A 16,600-nucleotide genomic window follows, 5' to 3' on the forward strand; every position below is an offset into this window, starting at 1 on the left:
ACGAGACCACCCGCCAAGCGGGTTGGCCGGCCGCCTTGGGAGCGGCCCGGCGGCGACCGGCTGAAGGCCCGCGAAGCGACCCGCCCCCCTTCAATCGCGGTTGAAGAGCGCCTCGATCGCGACGTCGATCACCATGCCGCACAGGCTGTAGAGCAGAGAGCCGATCAGCGCGGCGCTGAAGCCGGCGACGTTGAAGCCCTGCAGCAGCGACGCGGCCCAATAGAACATCAGCGCGTTGATGACGAACAGGAACAGGCCCAGCGTCAACAGCGTGACCGGCAGGGTCAGCAGCACCAGCAGCGGCCGCACCAGCGTGTTGAACAGGCCCAGCACCAGCGCGGCGACCATTGCGCTGCCAAAACTCGCCACGCTGACGCCGCCGTAGAGATTGGCAACCAGCAGCAAGGCGGCGGCCAACAGCAGCCAGCGAACCAAGAGCTTCATGACATGTGCCTCAAGTGCTGTCGAGAGGTGGCCATTGTGCGGTCAAGCCGCAGCCGACCGACTTGTCTAGACAGGGTCAAACGCCGCCGAATGGCGTCCCGAGCAGCGAAAACCGTGTTTCCCCCGAGAAAATACCCATGACCGTATGTGTTTTGCGGGGCAAATGCCGCTCAGGCGTTGCAGGGCGGCAAAAAAGGCGATTTACCTGGGGAGAAAGCTGGGTTTACGAGGGAAAACGGCTTCTCAGCCCCCCGTGCAGGCATTACCATTCCAGCCGCTGTGGCACTGCAGAGGATCGAAAGCTCATGCGGCTTTCGCCCAGGCCCGGCACATCAACTTTTTTTTGATGGAGAGAATCCAAATGGCAACTGCGAAGAAGGCCGCTCCGGCCACCAAGGCCGCCCCGGCAAAGAAGGCCGCCGCTCCCGCGAAGGCTGCCCCTGCGAAGAAGGCAGCGCCCGTCAAGGCCGCCGCTCCGGCAAAGGCAGCACCGGCCAAGAAGGCCGCTGCTGCTCCTGCCAAGAAGCGCACCCCGAATGCAGCCTTCATGAAGGCCATGACGCCCAGCGCTACGCTGGCCGCCGTGATCGGCGACAAGCCGATGCCGCGCACCGAGGTGACCAAGAAGGTCTGGGAGTACATCAAGAAGAATGGCCTGCAAGACCCGGCGGCAAAGACGATGATCAATGCCGATGCCAAGCTGAAGGAGATCTTCAAGAAGCCGCAGGTCTCGATGTTCGAGATGACCAAGCTGATCAACGGTCACCTGAGCTGAAGCTGGCCCGGGCCTCACGGCCTGACGCCATCTGAAAGCCGGCCTCGTGCCGGCTTTTTCGTTTCCGAAACCTGTCTTGGTCGGTGAACAGCAGCGACATGGCCATGGTCTGGGCATGGGCCACGGCGGGGCCGCCCAGCGAACGCGCGGCGCTGCCGTTGCAGGCATCGTCACCTGCCGTGAAGAATCTCAGGCGGCTTCTGCCAGCAGTGGCTTCAGGAAGCGGCCGGTGTGGCTGCCAACGCAGGCCGCAATGGTTTCCGGCGGGCCTTCGGACAGCACCTGCCCACCGCCCGAGCCGCCTTCGGGCCCCATGTCGATCAACCAGTCCGCCGTCTTGATGACGTCCAGGTTGTGCTCGATCACGACGATGGTGTTGCCGGCATCGCGCAGCTGGTGCAGCACCTTGAGCAGCAGCTGGATGTCGTGGAAGTGCAGGCCGGTGGTCGGCTCATCCAGGATGTAGAGCGTGCGGCCGGTGTCGCGCTTGCTCAGCTCCAGCGCCAGCTTCACGCGCTGCGCCTCGCCGCCGGACAGCGTGGTCGCGCTCTGGCCCAGCGTGATGTAGCCCAGGCCCACGTCCAGCAAGGTCTGCAGCTTGCGCGCCAGCGTGGGCACGGCGCTGAAGAAGGCGTGCGCGTCTTCCACCGTCATGTCCAGCACCGCGGCGATGTTCTTGCCCTTGTAGAGCACTTCCAGCGTCTCGCGGTTGTAGCGCCGGCCGTGGCAGACGTCGCAAGGCACGTACACGTCCGGCAGGAAGTGCATCTCGACCTTGATCACGCCGTCGCCCTGGCAGGCCTCGCAGCGTCCACCGGACACGTTGAAGCTGAAGCGCCCCGCGCCGTAGCCGCGTTCGCGCGCAGCCGGCACTTCGGCGAACAGCTCGCGGATGGCGGTGAACAGCCCCGTGTAGGTGGCGGGGTTCGAGCGCGGCGTGCGGCCGATGGGGCTCTGGTCGACATTGATGACCTTGTCGAGGGCCTCCAGGCCTTCGATCGCGTCGTGTGCCTCCGGCTCGGCGTGGCTGTTGTAGAGCTTGCGGGCGACGGCGGTGTAGAGCGTGTCGTTGACCAGCGTGCTCTTGCCCGAACCCGAGACGCCGGTGACGCAGGTGAACAGGCCCACCGGCAGCTCGACCGTGACGCCCTTGAGGTTGTTGCCACGCGCATTGACGATGCGCAGCACCTGCGCCGGATCGGGCTCGCGGCGCTGCTTGGGCACCGCGATGCGCAGCACCCGGCCCAGGTACTGGCCGGTCAATGAATCCGGGTGCGCCGCGACCTCGGCCGGCGTACCGGCAGCAATCACATGGCCGCCGTGCTTGCCGGCGCCCGGGCCCATGTCCACGCAGTAGTCGGCCGCGCGGATCATGTCCTCGTCATGCTCGACGACCAGCACGCTGTTGCCCAGGTCGCGCAAATGCTGCAGCGTGCCGATCAGGCGTTCGTTGTCGCGCTGGTGCAGGCCGATGCTGGGCTCGTCCAGCACGTACATCACGCCGGTGAGACCGGAGCCGATCTGGCTGGCCAGGCGGATGCGCTGCGACTCGCCGCCGGACAGCGTGTCGGCGCTGCGGTCCAGGCTGAGGTAGTTCAGGCCCACGTCATTGAGGAACTTCAGCCGCGAGCGGATCTCGCGCACCACCTTGTCGGCGATCTCGCCCTTGGCACCCGTGAGCGACAGGCCGCTGAACCAGGCCAGCGCCTCGGCCAGCGTCAGGTGCTCGGCCTGGTAGATGGGCAGGCCCTTGTTGCCGGGCTGGCCAGGAATGAAGACGTTGCGGGCCTCGCGCCGCAGACGGGCACCGCCGCAATGCGCGCACGGCTTGGCGCTCTGGTAGCGCGCCAGGTCCTCGCGCACCGCGACCGAATCGGTCTCCTGGTAGCGCCGCTCGAAGTTCGGGATCACGCCCTCGAACGGGTGCGAGCGCTTGACGCTGCGCATCTTGCCGCCCTTGCCTTCGGCCTCGTAGATGAACTCGATCTCGTCTTCGCCAGAGCCGTACAGCACCGTCTTGCGGAAGCCCTCGGGCAGCGACTCGAAGGGTTCGTCCAACTCCACCTTGTAGTGCTTGGCCAGGCTTTCCAGCATCGAGAAGGTGTAGGCATTGCGCCGGTCCCAGCCCTTGATCGCGCCGGAGCCCAGCGACAGCGACGGGAAGGCGACCACGCGCTCCGGGTCGAACACCGTCTGCACGCCCAGGCCGTCGCAATGCGGGCAGGCGCCCATCGGCGCGTTGAACGAGAACAGGCGCGGCTCCAGCTCCGGCAGCGAGTAGCTGCAGATCGGGCAGGCGAACTTGGCCGAGAAGAGGTGCTCTTTGGCCGTGTCCATTTCAAAGGCAATCGCACGGCCTTCGGCGCTGCGCAGCGCCGCCTCGAAGCTCTCGGCCAGGCGCTGCTTCATGCCGTCCTGCGTCTTGAGCCGGTCGATCACGACGTCGATGTCGTGCTTCTCGGCCTTCTTCAGCGCCGGCAGGTCGCTGGCTTCGACGATCTGCCCGTCCACCCGGAAGCGCACATAGCCCTGCGCCTGCATGTCGGCAAACAGCTCGACGAACTCGCCCTTGCGGTCGCGCACCACCGGCGCGAGGATCATCAGCTTGGTGCCTTCGGGCAGCGCCAGCACGGCGTCCACCATCTGGCCCACGCTTTGCGCCTGCAGCGGCAGGTCATGGTCCGGGCAATACGGCGTACCGGCGCGGGCGTAGAGCAGGCGCAGGTAGTCGTGGATCTCGGTCACCGTGCCGACGGTGGAGCGTGGGTTGTGGCTGGTGGCCTTCTGCTCGATCGAGATGGCCGGTGACAGGCCCTCGATCACGTCCACGTCCGGCTTGTCCATCAACTGCAGGAACTGCCGCGCGTAGGCGCTCAGGCTTTCGACATAGCGGCGCTGGCCTTCGGCATACAGCGTATCGAAGGCCAGGCTGGACTTGCCGGAGCCCGACAGGCCGGTGATGACCACCAGCGCGTGCTTGGGCAGGTCCAGGTCGATGTTCTTCAGGTTGTGCGTGCGCGCGCCACGCACCGAAATCTTGGTGGCAAAGGCCACGGCAGGATTGACCGGCTTGGCGGGCGGAAATGGCGGAACGGACGGGGACGAATCGGGAGTCGACAAGGGCATGCGCAGCAACTGGCGCCCGGCGGAAATCGCAAGGCAACCGGGCATGATACAGAGCGCGTGCGACGCGTGCAGCCCTGCGCCGCCCGCGGGGCTTTCAGGCGTGCAGCGGACACGGGTCGAAATGCCGCGCGTCCATCAGCCGCAATTCACCAGGCACGGCCTCCGGCGCGCCGCGCACGGCCGGCACCTCGCGCTGCATGGCCATGCCGGGCGCGATCTCGGTCAGCGTGCCCATGAAGACCAGGTGCTTGGCGCCCTGCGGCAGGATTCGGGACCGCGGGCGTTGCGCCGATGAAAACTCCGGGTTTGCGCCAATGACCTGGTACTTGTTTGTCGCAAGATACCGTTTCGTGAAAAAAGTTGCAGGGGAGTACGCCTTGGCTGTCATCCAGCTGTCGGCGGCTCACGTTGAGCCAGCCAGACAGCGAGGGCCGCAGAGCCCACCAGAAGCTGTGCCCGAGGACCACCACATCATGCAAAAGTCAGCTCAACCCCAAAAAACGTCCAACCGCAGCGACCGCCAACGCATGGAGCCGCTGCAGGAAGACAAAGGCCAGAAGTTCGAACCCTTCTGGTCCGCCGCCTTTGGCAGCGACCGCCGCAGCCAGGCCCGGATGCTGAAATTCGACCAGAAGCGTTGATCGCGACCGACTCGGCCCAGCGCTGAGCTTCTTCCCCTCGCGGGCCGCCTTGTGCGGCCCGTTTGCACTTCTGGCGCCGGTGCATGCCCCTTCACGGCGCCCGTCACGCATGTGACGTAAGGTGCACCCATGCAGATCGCCAAACCGTTGCCGATCAACCTGGCCCTGCAGGGCGGCGGCGCCCATGGCGCGCTGAGCTGGGGCGTGCTGGACAGGCTGCTGGAAGATGGCCGCGTGGCACCGGCCGCGCTCAGCGGCACCAGCGCCGGCGCGATGAACGCCGTGGCACTGGCGCAAGGCTGGCTGGATGGCGGCCCGGATGGCGCCCGCGCGGCCTTGGCTCGCTTCTGGCAGGCCGTGGCCGCCAGCGTGCCGGCCGAGGCCAGCCTGATCGCGGCAGACGGCCTGGCGGCACGCCTGTCGCCCATGGTCAAGCTGCTGATGCACTGGTCCCACTACCTGCCACCCGAGCTCAGCAACCCGCTGGACCTGAACCCGCTGCGCGACATCGTGCTGGCCCAGTTCGACTTCGAGCGCCTGCGCGCCAGCGCCGGCCCTGCCCTGTTCATTGCCACCACGCGCGCGCAGACCGGCCAGCTGCGGCTGTTCGACCGCGCGAACCTGAGCGCAGACGCCTTGCTGGCTTCGGCCTGCCTGCCGACGATGTTCCGCGCGGTGGAGATCGACGGCGAGCCGCACTGGGACGGCGGCTACAGCGCCAACCCGCCCGTGCTGCCACTGCTGCAGGCCGGCCGCGCGCGGGACACCTTGCTGCTGCTGCTCAACCCGCTGCAGCACGAAGGCCCGCTGCGCAGCGCCGCGCAGATCCAGCACCGCGCGCTGGACATGAGCTTCCACGGCGCCTTCCTGCGCGAGATGAACCTGCTGGCCGCCTGGCAGCAGCAGGCCCGCCAGCACTGGCTGCCGCTGGACCGCGGAACGCGCCAGTTGGCAAGCGCCCGCTTCCACCTGATGGACGGCGGTGCCTTGCTGTCCGGCCTGCCGCAGGACAGCCGCCTGGTCGTGCACCCGGCCTATTTCCAGGCGCTGCACGAGCAGGGCAGAGCGCTGGCCGGCGACTGGCTGGAACGCCACGGCAGCCAGCTCGGCCGCCGCGGCACAGTCGAACTGTCCGAACGCTTTTAGCGCCGGCCTGCGTCAGCGACCCGTGCAGTTCGCGTAGGGGAATGACGCACCCGGCCCCGCAAGTACGCGAGGCCACCCGCCGAGCGGGTTGCGCAGGCCGCTTGGGGCGGCCCGGCGCTGGCCTGCGTCAGCGGCCAGTGCAGTTCGCGTAGTACGTGACCGTGGCAGGCCAGTCCGAGAACATGCCGATGATGCCGACGTCGTTGGCCAGCACGTCCAGCGCGGTGTAGTAGTCGCCCGGGCCCTTGACGGCGGGGGTGACGCTCTGGAAGTAGTAGCCGCCACCATCGGTCAGCGGGCCGGAGCGTTCCAGCGACCAGCTGATGATGTTCATGCCGGCGTTGCGCGCGGCGTAGGCGTAGTCGGAGCCGACCATCTTGCCCTTCTTGTCCAGCGCCAGCAGGGCCCAGATCGGCGGGGCGACGATCTTCACGCCCTTGGCCGCCATCTCGGGCAGCAAGGCCTTGGCAGCGGGCACCTGGTCAGGCGTGTCCACGGGGATCAGCGCGACAGACTGCTTGCCGAAGTCCGGCTCGTGCTGGAGCCAGTAGTAGTTGTCGTTGATGTTGAAGGACTGGGCCCAGACCCGCTTGGCCGGCACGCCCGCGTTCTTGAACGCATCGATCATCGCCTGCGCGTACTTCTCCTGGGTGTAGTCACCCTGGTAAGGCATGGGCACGCTGGCGGCCTTCAGCTCGGGCGTCATGTCCACCTTCAGCTGCTTGAACAGCTCGATGGCCTCGGCGAGCGTCATCAGCGTGCCGGTGGCGGCATAGGCATCGGTGCGCCAGTTAGGCGTGCCCTTCATGTACTCGGCCACGCTGGTGGCGTTCGGGTTCGCACCTTCCATCTTGCCCATCAGGCGCTTGAACTCGCTGACGCTCAGGTCGCTGGTGCAGCAGGTCGCAGTGGCCTGCTTGCCGGTGGCCGGGTCGGCAGGGCTGAACGGCACGCTGCATTTGGCGGCCAGGTCCGGGATGGACAGGATGTTGGTGGTCTGCGCCAGGTCGCACTGCGAATGGCGGCAGACCAGCTCGCGGTCCTTGGTGAAGGTCACGTCGCACTCGATCACGCCCGCGCCCTGGCGCGCCGCGGCCATGTAGCCTTCCTTGGTGTGCTCGGGAAACTGCATTGCCGCGCCACGGTGGCTGATGGAGAACTGGCTCTTGGTCGCCGGAATGTTCTCGCAGGCCTTCAGGCGCTGCTTCAGGTCCTTGTCGGGCACCTGGTCGACCAGGTACATCGGCCGCACCCCGAGCTGGTAAGTGGTGACAGGCTGTACCTTGCCGGCATGGGCCGAAGGCAGCTGGGCGAGGCTCAGCGCCAGGCCGCCGGCCAGCATCAACGCGGCTTGTCTGAGGACATGTGTCATGGCTGTCTCCAATTTGATCAGGGTGGGTGAGCCCGCAGTGTGAAAACCGCACATGTCCTGGGCATGACCGAACGGGGGCAGGCCGCGGCCATCGGGTCACAATCTGTAAGACAAGCCAACACACAAACAAGGGATCATGGGGCCATGAGGAGGCTGTGGATGTTGCACAGACTGTGGCGGCGCCTGTGGCGCAGGCAGGATGCTTCGGGCACGCAAGACCCGTCGCACGTGTTGGCGCGCGCCGCGTTCGAGGACGTGCTGACCGGATTGCCGACGCGCCACGTGGCGTTCGAGCGCATTCTGGAAGCCCGCAGGGCCGGCGTTCGCGGCTTAGCGGCCATGGCCGACCTGGATCATTTCAAGCAGCTCAACGACAGCTTCGGCCACACCGCGGGCGACGAAGTGCTGCGGGTCACCGCCGAGCGCCTGCAACAGGCTTTGCCAGACGGCGGCTGGGTGGCCCGCATGGGCGGCGAGGAGTTCTGCATCTTCCTGCCCGGGCTGACGCAGGCCGAGGCCGTGGCCTGGCTCAACGCCGCCAACGCCAGGCTGAGCGCGCCAATGGACCTGATCTCGGCCAAGGTTTCGGCCTCGTTCGGCGTGACCAGCTTCGTGGGCCAGTCCCCGGACAACCTGATGAGTGCCTGCGACCTGGCGATGTACGCCGCCAAGGCCCGTGGCCGCAACCAGGTCGTGGTGTTTGACGACGACACGCGCGCGGTCGCCACGTCACGCCGTGAGCTGGCTGCGACGGTGGCCGAACTGCAGCAGCGCAACCAGGCGCTGTTGGACGAGGCCCGCACCGACGCCTTGACCGGCCTGCGCAACCGCCGCGCACTGGACGAAGCACTGGCCACCGCGGAGGCCGATCAGATCGCCGTGGCCTTTCTCGACATCGATCACTTCGGCGAATTCAACCACCTGCACACCGACACCGCTGGTGACGCCGCGTTGCGCGCGGTCGCGGCAGCGGTGCAAGCGACGATCCGTCAGGAGGACCAGGCCTTCCGCAAAGGTGGCGAAGAGCTGGTGGTGCTGCTGCATGCCGCGGACCCGGGCGCCGCGCTGGCGGTGGCCCAGCGCTTGCGCCAGGCGGTGCAGGCGCTGGCCATTCCCCATGCTGGCTCGCCGACCGCGGCGGTGCTGACGATCACCGTCGGCGTGGCGCATGCCAGCGCCAAACGAAGCGTGCAGCAAACCCTGGAAGCGGCCGCAGCGCTGGCGATGGCGGCGAAGCGCAACGCGCAGCGCAACCAGGTGCACGCAGAACCCCTGCCAGGCGCCGGCTGAACCCTCGATCGCTGCCGGCCAGGTTCAGGCCTTCAGCGCCCATCGAAGTCCTCGAAACCGCCCGGATCGTCCGGGTCGCCCATCGCGCCGGCATCGTCGAAATCCCCGGCGCCGCTGCCGCCGGAGCCGCCCAGGTCGCCCAGCACGCGCAGGATCTGCTTGCCGTAGGCTTCGAGCTTCTTCGCGCCCACGCCGCTGATGCCGGCCAGTGCGTCCAGCGTGGCCGGCGCTTCGGCGGCCATCTGGGCCAGCGTCGCGTCGTTGAAGACGATGTAGGCCGGCAGGTTGTGTTCCTTGGCCACCCCCGCACGCCAGGCCTTCAGGGCCGTGAAGCGGGCCTGGGCCGGATGGCCCAGCGTGGCCGCGGCGCGCGGCACCTTGCTGCTGCCGGCGCTGCCGGTCTTGCCGCGCGAGCGGATGCGCGGCGTGGGTTCACGCGGTTCGCGCAGCTCGATCTGCACCTGGCCCTTGAGGACGGCACGCGCGCTGTCGGTCAGCGCGAGCGTGCTGTATTCGCCTTCGCTGGCCACGTGGCCCAGCGCGATCAGCTGGCGCATCACGCCGCGCCATTGCGCTTCGGACAGGTCCGCGCCAATGCCGAAGGTCGACAGGCTTTCGTGGCCGCGCGCGCGGGTCTTTTCGGTGGACTTGCCGCGCAGCACGTCGATCAAATGCACCGTGCCGAAGCCGAAACCCGAATGCTGGTGGCAGCGGTAGATGCAGGACAGCGCCTTGCGCGCCGCCTCGGTCGCGTCCCAGCGCGCAGGCGGCTGCAAACAGTTGTCGCAATTGCCGCAACGCCAACCGGCGGGCCGGTCTTCACCGAAATAGGCCAGCAGCCGCACGCGCCGGCAGTCCAGGCTTTCGCACATGGCCAGCAGCGCTTCGAGCTTGCCGACCTGCAGGCGCTTGAACTCGTCGCCCGCGGTGCTCTCGTCGATCATGCGGCGCTGGTTGACCACGTCGGCCAGGCCGTAGCTCATCCAGGCATCGGCGGCCTCGCCGTCACGCCCGCCGCGGCCGGTTTCCTGGTAGTAGCCTTCGATGTTCTTCGGCAGGTCCAGGTGGGCGACAAAGCGCACGTCCGGCTTGTCGATGCCCATGCCGAAGGCCACCGTGGCGACCATCACCAGGCCCTCCTCGCGCAGGAACCTGTCCTGGTGGCGGCGGCGCACGTCCTGGTCCAGCCCGGCGTGGTACGGCAGCGCGCTGAAGCCTTCGGCACTCAGCCACTCGGCCGTCTCCTCGACCTTCTTGCGGCTCTGGCAGTAGACGATGCCGGCATCGCCCACGTGTTCGTCGAGCAGGAAGCGCAGCAGCTGGGCCTTGGCGTTGTCCTTCTCGACGATGGTGTAGCGGATGTTGGGCCGGTCGAAGCTGCTGATGAAGGTGCGCGCGCCTTCCAGCATCAGCCGGTCGATGATGTCGGCGCGGGTGTGCTCGTCGGCGGTGGCCGTCAGCGCGATGCGCGGCACGCCGCCAAAGCGCGTGGCCAGCAGGTCCAGCTGCAAATAGTCTTCGCGGAAGTCGTGGCCCCACTGGCTCACGCAGTGCGCTTCGTCAATGGCGAACAGGCTGAGCTGGCCGCGCTGATGCAGTGAGTCCAGCATCGCCAGGAAACGCGGGTTGGTGATGCGCTCGGGCGCGGCGTAAAGCATCACCAGCCGGCCTGCCATCAGCTCGCGCTCGACATGCTGCGCGCCGGCGCTGTCCAGCGAGGAATTCAGGAAGGCGGCATGCACCCCCGCTTCTTCCAGCGCGCCGACCTGGTCGTGCATCAGCGCGATCAGCGGGCTGACGACCACCGTCACGCCCTGGCCTGCGCGGTGCCGCGCAATCGCCGGGATCTGGTAGCACAGGCTCTTGCCGCCGCCGGTGGGCATCAGCACCAGCGCATCGCCGCCGCCAATCACCTGGTCGACGATGGCACCCTGGTGGCCGCGGAACGCGGTGTAGCCAAAGACCTGGTGCAGGATGTCGGCCGGCGCGGCGCTGGCATCAAGGGCGGAATCGATCGAGGAGGCGGGCATCGGCCTCTATCCTAACTTGTGGCCCCGTCAATGGCGCACCCGCACCGGCGCTTGGGACGGCCCGGCGCCGGCCTGCGGTCTCGGCCCCGAAGGTTTCAGCTGCTCAGTGCGCCCAACGAAATCACCGGTCCGGTCGGCGCGCCGGTCGGCGACCCGCCAGCCGGCTCCAGGCTGATTGCAAACGCCGCCGTGTCCTGCAGCAGCTTCGTGCGCTGCACCTGGCTGCCGCCGCTGGCCGAAATCAGCCCCAGCGAACGTGGTGCACCCTTGGCGGGCACCGCCCAGAGCTCCAGCGCGCGGCCGGTGGCCACGCTCAGCGGTTCCAGCGGGCGCAGCACCAGCGCGCGGCCATCGGCACTGATGCTGGCGACGAACTTGGCGCGCGACAGCAGCGCGGCATCGGCCTGGGCCGCAGGGTTGGGCGACAGCAGCACCAGCACCGGCGGCTGCGGCGGCACCGGCCGGGCCAGCATCACGGCCAGCACCAGCGCGGCAAATGCCGCAGCCCCGCTGCCCAGCTGCCACACCAGCAGTCGCTGCCACCAGGCCTGACGTGCGCCGGGCTGGGCACGGAACAGCCGCGCCTCGATGCCGGCCCAGACGCTGGCCGAGGGCGCCACTGGTGGCACGCTGGCGGTCAGCGGCAACAGCCGGGCTTCCCAGCCAGCCACCGCGCGGCGCAGCATCGGATGCGCCGGCAGCAGCGCCTCGAAGCGGCTGCGCGCGGCGCCGCGCAAGGTTCCCAGCACGTATTCCGAGGCCAGGCGCTCGGCCCGTTCGGGGCGCGAGTAATCCATGTCATCAACTCCTTGTGGACATGTCGCCCATGCTGGTCATCCCGCTGCCGAACCTGCCACCCAGCTCGCCGATCGCCAGGCACTTCTGCAGCGCCAGCAGGCCGCGCCGCAACCAGCTCTTCACCGTGCCCAGCGGCTGCCCCAGGTGCTGGGCCACTTCGGCATGCGTGAGCCCGTCGTAGAAGGCCAGCGCCAGGCTTTGCCGCTGGTCGTTCTGCAAGCTGCCCATGCAGCCGCGCACCGCCCGCGCCTGCAGCGCCTGCTCCATCAGGTCCACCGGGCCGGGGCCGTCTCCTGCGACCTGCTCCAGCGGGTCGCTGTCGTCGCCTTCGGCCAACGCGCTGGCAGGCGGCGATACGGTGCGCACCGGATCGGCCTTCTGCCGGCGCAGGCTGTCGATGGCCGCGTGGCGCGCCAGGCTGTACAGCCAGGTCATGGGCTGCGCACGCTCGGCATCGAACCCGCGCGCCGCGCCCCAGACCTTCACGAACACCTCCTGCAGCACCTCCTCGGCCCGGCCACGGTCGGGCTGGATGCGCAGGACCACGCCCAGCAGGCGCGCCGCCGTCGCGTCGTACAAGGCCCGGAACGCCGCCCGGTCGCCCAGGGCGATGCGGGCCATCAAGGCCGCCAGCTCGGCGGCAGAGGAAGAAGCAGTGGCAACAGGCATCGGGCGACGATACAGGCGGTGTGTTCAGTTGACCATCGGCAATGCGCGCCAGCCTCGGCTCAGCGACGCTGGCGCGGCGTGAAGTTCAGCGTCGCCACCACATTCGTCGGGGTTGCCGTCTGCTGCGCGTGCAGCACCGGCTGCTCCACCAGTTGCTGCGAGTGCCAGACGGCCACGTCCACCGCGCCTTCGGGCACATCGTCCAGCGTGACCACGCCGTCCTTGCCCGTCACGCCGTACCAGGGCGATTCGGCCACGTAGATGCTGGCCTGCATGCGCGAGTGCAGGTAGCAGCCGAGCTGGATCGGACCGGCACCGCCTTGCAGCACGACTTCCGGCGAAGCGGCGGGCGGCTTGTTCGCATCGGCACCCGCAATGCGGAACTCGAAGCTCTGCCCCTCTGTACCGCGCACATGGTGGTCGAACGAATCGCGGTTGGTCAGCTTGATCTTCGTGCCGGGCGTGACGATGACCATCGCCGGCACGAAGCGCACGCCCTGCTGGGCGATCTCCACCGTGGGCACCGGCGAAGCCCGTCCCGGCTTGCTGCGCGAGCTGACGACGACCGCGACGTCCGGCACCGGCTGGCCGGTGGTGTCGACAACGCGCACCGTCATCGAGGCGGCCTGGGCGGCCGAGAGCGCTGCACCCAACAGCAGGCCGGCGAAGGAGAGGCGGGGGAAGCGGGCGTTCATGGCGTCTCGATGATGTCGCGGTGCATCGGCGCCAGCCGGGCCAGCAGCTGGTTCTGGACGGAAAACGGAATGTGGCGGGCCGCCATGGCCGCCTGCAGGTCCTCGACCAGCGCGTGGAAATCGGCCTTGCTGATGCCCATCTCCTGGTGCACCGTTTTCATGTCGACGCCGGCGTAGCGGCACGGGCCACCCAACAGCTGGCAGAACTGGTCGGCCAGCTGCTTGGCCAGCGCAGCGCGGTTGGTCTTCTCGAAGAAGCCGGCAATGCGCGGGTCCGACGAGACACGGTCGACCAGGTCGGTGCTCAGCGCCAGCAGGCCGGCCTGCTCACCAAAGGACTGATAGAGCTCCGACGTGGCGGCGGACTGGGCACCCGCTTGCGCGGCGGCAAAGCTGCCTGCGAGGGCAAGGGCCAGGACGCGCACGGTGCGAAGAGAGGACGCATGGAAAGGCATGGGATCTCCGGAAGGAAGGGCGTCAGAACGCCAGCTGGGCCGAGAGGTAGGCGCCCGTCTGCCGGCGCGGCTGCACCGCGGGCGCGATGCGCCCCAGGTCCACCCAGGCCAGCGTCAACGAGGCATGCTTGTTGGGCGCCCAGGCCACGAACAAGTCTTTCCAGTCGTCTTCCTTCAAGGCACCGTCACCCAGCGCCGAATGGTTCAGCGCGTCCGGCTTGGCCTTGTATTCAGCGCCCACCGCCCATTGCGGACTCAGCAGCCAGGCCACCGCGACCTCGGGCTGCAGGTGCCAGTCCTTGTCCTGCGCACCGCCGAAGCCGAGCAGGCCATCCTGGTTGGCCTTGGTCATGCGCAGCGTGCCGTTAACCAGCAGGCCTTGCGCCAGCAGCAGCTTGGTGGCGCTGAGGTAGAGCTCGGTGCCATGCGTCTTGGCGCCCAGCGCGCCGGTCAGCGTGGGCGCCAGCGCGCCGCTGTCCACGTGGTGGTAGACCGCCCCCACGGCGACCTGGGGCGTCCAGGTGTCGCTGTCCAGCACCGCGTCGCCCGCGACACGGACTTTCACGCCCAGCAGGTTCTGCCGCAGGCGCAGGCCGTCCAGGCCCAGCGGGGCCAGGTTGTCTTCGGTGTCGAAGTCCTGCCGGGCCACGGTGAATTCCACCCGGTCGCTCCAGGTGAGGCCGGCGCCAAACACCTTGAGCCGGTAGTCCTGCGTCTTCACGCCGGTCACGAAGGCCGAGCCGCCCCATTCGCCGTCCGTGCCGTAGCCGGTGGTCAGCGCCCACGGCACCAGGCCGCCGCCGCCCACGCCGTCGATCGTGCTGACGCCGCCGGTCAGCAGCAGTTTGCCGCCCTCGGCATGGGCCGTCAGCGGCAGGGCCAGCATTGCCAGTGCGGACATTGCAGCCAGCCACGGCTGGGGCGCCCGCCTGGGGCGGCCTCGGTTGCATCCTCTGGTCATGGCAACTCTCCTATTGGGGTTGGGTTGGGAATGGCCTCACTTCGGAGCCTTCTCCATCCTTGCTTGTACGCAGCCCAACCGGATCTGGATGCAGCGCCTGGCCACCCGCGGCTAAATTCCCCGCCAAGCCGGCACAAGCGCACGCAGCTTATGCTGGGCATCACAGCCTGCCCCCGCCAGCAAACCCGAAGGAAAGCCATGGACGCCAAGGAATTGCGCCAGCGACTGATCCGCAACATCGACGAGCAACTGACCGGCCCGGCGGCCGAGCGGCAGATGCGCCCGCCGCGCTACGAAAGCCTGTTCGCCAGCCTGTCTGGCGGCACGGTGGCCAGGCAGCTGGGCGCCGGCGTGGACATGGTGCCGCCCGGCAAGCAGAGCTGCCCCTACCACCTGCACCATTCGCAGGAGGAGATGTTCGTGATCCTCGAAGGCCGCGGCACGCTGCGCGTGGCCGGCGAGTTGCTGCCGGTGCGCGCCGGCGACGTGATCTTCATCCCGGCCGGCCCCGAGTACCCGCACCAGCTGATCAACACTTCGGACGCGATGCTGAAGTACATGTCCATCAGCACCCAGCAGAAACCGGAGATCTGCGAGTACCCGGATTCCGGGAAAGTGCAGGCCTGGGCCGCCGGCGTCAAAGTGGTGCAGCGCCCCGCGGACGCACTCGACTACTGGGACGGCGAACCCTAGGAATGGGGCACCCGGCCTCGCGGGGTACGCGAGGCCACCCGCCGGGCGGGTTGGCGGAGCCGCTTGGGGCGGCCCGGCGCTGGCCCCGCCGCGGTCTGGGGCACCCGGTCTCGCGGGTACGCGAGGCCACCCGCCGGGCGGGTTGGCGGGGCCGCTTGGGGCGGCCCGGCGCTGGCCCCGCTGCGGTCTGGGGCACCCGGTCTCGCGGGTACGCGAAACCACCCGCCGGGCGGGTTGGCGGGGCCGCTTGGGGCGGCCCGGCGCTGGCCCCGCTGCTCACTGCGCCTTGGGCCCCTGCGGCCGCACCGCCGTGGCCGGATTCAGCACGCAGCGGTAGGTGGCCGCGTCGCAGCGCGCCCCCGGGTCGGTGACCATGATGCAGATCGACACCTCGCCACTTCGTTGCTGCGCAGCCTTGCGTTCGGCCGAGTAACTGTCGGCGGCACGCTGCACTTGGGCCTCGTTGGCGGTCAAGGTGGACCAGGGGGCATAGGCCTCGGGGCCGCCGCAGGCTCGGTGGCCAATCGCCACCGTGTGGCACTGGGCATCCTGCGAGCAGCGCGGCTCGCCGATCGCGGCGTCCACCATCGCGCGGGCGCTGTCGGGTGCGGCCGCCGCGGGCGCGCGGCAGGCGCTGCCCAGCACGGCGCTCACCAGCAAAGCCAGCCAGGCTGACGATTTGAAGCATTTCATGCCCGGGATCATCCCCAGCCCAGGGCCGAATACCGTATCGGGTTGTTACCGATCGGCCCGGGCTGCTCGCCCCCCTAGACTGCAGCCCGCTGCCGGCACCCTCTCGGACCGCGTTGGGAACAGGGACACGAGCGGGCCGGCAGCATCCTCGGCCCCTCGCTGGCGAGCCGGCGGGTTCAGCCTTGCGGCACAATCCATGCTTGGATTCCAGCGGCTCCCCGCCCGCTTTTCTCTTGCTCTGGAGCGCCCATGGCCTCGATCAACAAAGTCATCATCATCGGCAATCTGGGCCGCGATCCCGAGGTGCGCTACACCCCCAACGGGGCGGCAGTGTGCAACCTGCGCATTGCCACCACGCGCAACTGGAAGCACCGCGAAAGCGGCGAGCGCCAGGAAGAAACCGAATGGCACTCGGTCGTGCTGTACGACCGCCAGGCCGAGGTCGCCGGCGAGTACCTGAAAAAAGGCCGCCCGGTCTACATCGAAGGCCGCCTGAAGACCCGCAAGTGGCAGGACAAGGACGGCAACGACCGCTACACCACCGAAATCGTCGCCGAGACCATGCAACTGCTGGGTGGCCGCGACAGCACGGGCGGTGGCGGTGGCGACGACGAAGGTGGCGGCGGCTACAGCGCTGCCGGTGGCGGCGGCGGTGGTGGCTACAACCGCGAACCCTCGGCCGCCCCGGCCCCGCGCAGCGCCCCAGCACCACGCGCCCCGGCGCCAAGGCCAGCACCGAAGTCGTCGACCGGCTTCGACGACATGGACGACGACATTCCGTTCTGAGCCTCCTTGGCGCCGCGCCAGCCTAT

Annotated in this window: 17 protein-coding genes; 6 read left to right on the forward strand and 11 right to left on the reverse strand. The window is 68.6% G+C overall.

What is annotated here, in order from left to right; all coding sequences use genetic code 11:
* Nucleotides 1-90: 90 nt before the first annotated feature.
* Nucleotides 91-444, reverse strand: coding sequence for a phage holin family protein (locus tag LRH25_RS05805; RefSeq protein WP_141286619.1), 354 nt, complete (start codon nt 442-444; stop codon nt 91-93).
* Nucleotides 445-805: 361 nt separating this feature from the next.
* On the opposite strand from LRH25_RS05805, the gene LRH25_RS05810 reads away from it, so the two are divergent.
* Nucleotides 806-1,219 (forward strand): SWIB/MDM2 domain-containing protein, encoded by a 414-nt coding sequence (locus LRH25_RS05810; protein WP_141286633.1) that lies wholly within the window; start codon nt 806-808, stop codon nt 1,217-1,219.
* Between the two features lie 189 nt (nt 1,220-1,408).
* Here LRH25_RS05810 and uvrA read toward each other — a convergent pair whose 3' ends face one another.
* Together uvrA and LRH25_RS05820 are read right to left on the reverse strand one after the other, a co-directional pair.
* Complete coding sequence (gene uvrA, locus LRH25_RS05815) at nt 1,409-4,345, reverse strand: excinuclease ABC subunit UvrA (RefSeq protein ID WP_141286617.1); 2,937 nt, start codon at nt 4,343-4,345, stop codon at nt 1,409-1,411.
* Nucleotides 4,346-4,439: 94 nt separating this feature from the next.
* On the reverse strand, nt 4,440-4,580 hold the full coding sequence (locus LRH25_RS05820; protein ID WP_170200791.1) for a hypothetical protein: 141 nt from the start codon (nt 4,578-4,580) through the stop codon (nt 4,440-4,442).
* A gap of 79 nt (nt 4,581-4,659) precedes the next feature.
* Here LRH25_RS05820 and LRH25_RS05825 point away from each other — a divergent pair, with 79 nt between their 5' ends.
* Both LRH25_RS05825 and LRH25_RS05830 read left to right on the forward strand, forming a co-directional pair.
* Nucleotides 4,660-4,986 carry a hypothetical protein gene (locus LRH25_RS05825; protein WP_141286615.1) on the forward strand — a complete coding sequence of 109 codons (327 nt, stop codon included), beginning with the start codon at nt 4,660-4,662 and terminating at the stop codon, nt 4,984-4,986.
* Nucleotides 4,987-5,115: 129 nt separating this feature from the next.
* Nucleotides 5,116-6,132 carry a patatin-like phospholipase family protein gene (locus tag LRH25_RS05830; RefSeq protein WP_231010459.1) on the forward strand — a complete coding sequence of 339 codons (1,017 nt, stop codon included), beginning with the start codon at nt 5,116-5,118 and terminating at the stop codon, nt 6,130-6,132.
* 127 nt (nt 6,133-6,259) lie between these two features.
* Here LRH25_RS05830 and LRH25_RS05835 read toward each other — a convergent pair whose 3' ends face one another.
* The gene (locus LRH25_RS05835) at nt 6,260-7,504 is read right to left on the reverse strand and encodes a glycerophosphodiester phosphodiesterase family protein (protein ID WP_141290411.1); all 1,245 of its coding nucleotides are present in this window, start codon (nt 7,502-7,504) and stop codon (nt 6,260-6,262) included.
* A 159-nt stretch (nt 7,505-7,663) separates the two neighbouring features.
* Between LRH25_RS05835 and LRH25_RS05840 the strand changes: the two genes are divergently transcribed.
* The gene (locus LRH25_RS05840) at nt 7,664-8,794 is read left to right on the forward strand and encodes a diguanylate cyclase domain-containing protein (protein WP_170201077.1); all 1,131 of its coding nucleotides are present in this window, start codon (nt 7,664-7,666) and stop codon (nt 8,792-8,794) included.
* Nucleotides 8,795-8,826: 32 nt separating this feature from the next.
* Here LRH25_RS05840 and recQ read toward each other — a convergent pair whose 3' ends face one another.
* The 6 genes from recQ to LRH25_RS05870 all read right to left on the reverse strand — a co-directional run bounded on the left by recQ (nt 8,827) and on the right by LRH25_RS05870 (nt 14,342).
* The gene (recQ, locus tag LRH25_RS05845) at nt 8,827-10,824 is read right to left on the reverse strand and encodes a DNA helicase RecQ (protein WP_231010463.1); all 1,998 of its coding nucleotides are present in this window, start codon (nt 10,822-10,824) and stop codon (nt 8,827-8,829) included.
* Nucleotides 10,825-10,919: 95 nt separating this feature from the next.
* On the reverse strand, nt 10,920-11,621 hold the full coding sequence (locus tag LRH25_RS05850; RefSeq protein ID WP_231010464.1) for an anti-sigma factor: 702 nt from the start codon (nt 11,619-11,621) through the stop codon (nt 10,920-10,922).
* Between the two features lie 4 nt (nt 11,622-11,625).
* The gene (locus tag LRH25_RS05855) at nt 11,626-12,291 is read right to left on the reverse strand and encodes a sigma-70 family RNA polymerase sigma factor (RefSeq protein WP_141289762.1); all 666 of its coding nucleotides are present in this window, start codon (nt 12,289-12,291) and stop codon (nt 11,626-11,628) included.
* 59 nt (nt 12,292-12,350) lie between these two features.
* Nucleotides 12,351-12,986 (reverse strand): cupredoxin domain-containing protein, encoded by a 636-nt coding sequence (locus tag LRH25_RS05860; RefSeq protein ID WP_141289761.1) that lies wholly within the window; start codon nt 12,984-12,986, stop codon nt 12,351-12,353.
* Nucleotides 12,983-13,441 (reverse strand): group I truncated hemoglobin, encoded by a 459-nt coding sequence (locus LRH25_RS05865; RefSeq protein ID WP_141289760.1) that lies wholly within the window; start codon nt 13,439-13,441, stop codon nt 12,983-12,985. The genes LRH25_RS05860 and LRH25_RS05865 overlap by 4 nt, the downstream gene beginning before the upstream one ends.
* A 22-nt stretch (nt 13,442-13,463) precedes the next feature.
* Nucleotides 13,464-14,342, reverse strand: coding sequence for a DUF3034 family protein (locus LRH25_RS05870; protein WP_231010465.1), 879 nt, complete (start codon nt 14,340-14,342; stop codon nt 13,464-13,466).
* 258 nt (nt 14,343-14,600) lie between these two features.
* Between LRH25_RS05870 and LRH25_RS05875 the strand changes: the two genes are divergently transcribed.
* On the forward strand, nt 14,601-15,095 hold the full coding sequence (locus tag LRH25_RS05875) for a cupin domain-containing protein (RefSeq protein WP_141289758.1): 495 nt from the start codon (nt 14,601-14,603) through the stop codon (nt 15,093-15,095).
* Nucleotides 15,096-15,371: 276 nt separating this feature from the next.
* Here the strand turns inward: LRH25_RS05875 and LRH25_RS05880 are convergent, their stop codons facing one another.
* On the reverse strand, nt 15,372-15,788 hold the full coding sequence (locus tag LRH25_RS05880; RefSeq protein WP_231010466.1) for a hypothetical protein: 417 nt from the start codon (nt 15,786-15,788) through the stop codon (nt 15,372-15,374).
* A 249-nt stretch (nt 15,789-16,037) separates the two neighbouring features.
* Here LRH25_RS05880 and ssb point away from each other — a divergent pair, with 249 nt between their 5' ends.
* Complete coding sequence (gene ssb, locus LRH25_RS05885) at nt 16,038-16,574, forward strand: single-stranded DNA-binding protein (RefSeq protein ID WP_231010467.1); 537 nt, start codon at nt 16,038-16,040, stop codon at nt 16,572-16,574.
* Nucleotides 16,575-16,600 lie beyond the last annotated feature (26 nt).

The sequence above is a fragment of the Ideonella azotifigens genome, assembly GCF_021043325.1.
Taxonomy (GTDB): domain Bacteria; phylum Pseudomonadota; class Gammaproteobacteria; order Burkholderiales; family Burkholderiaceae_C; genus Ideonella; species Ideonella azotifigens.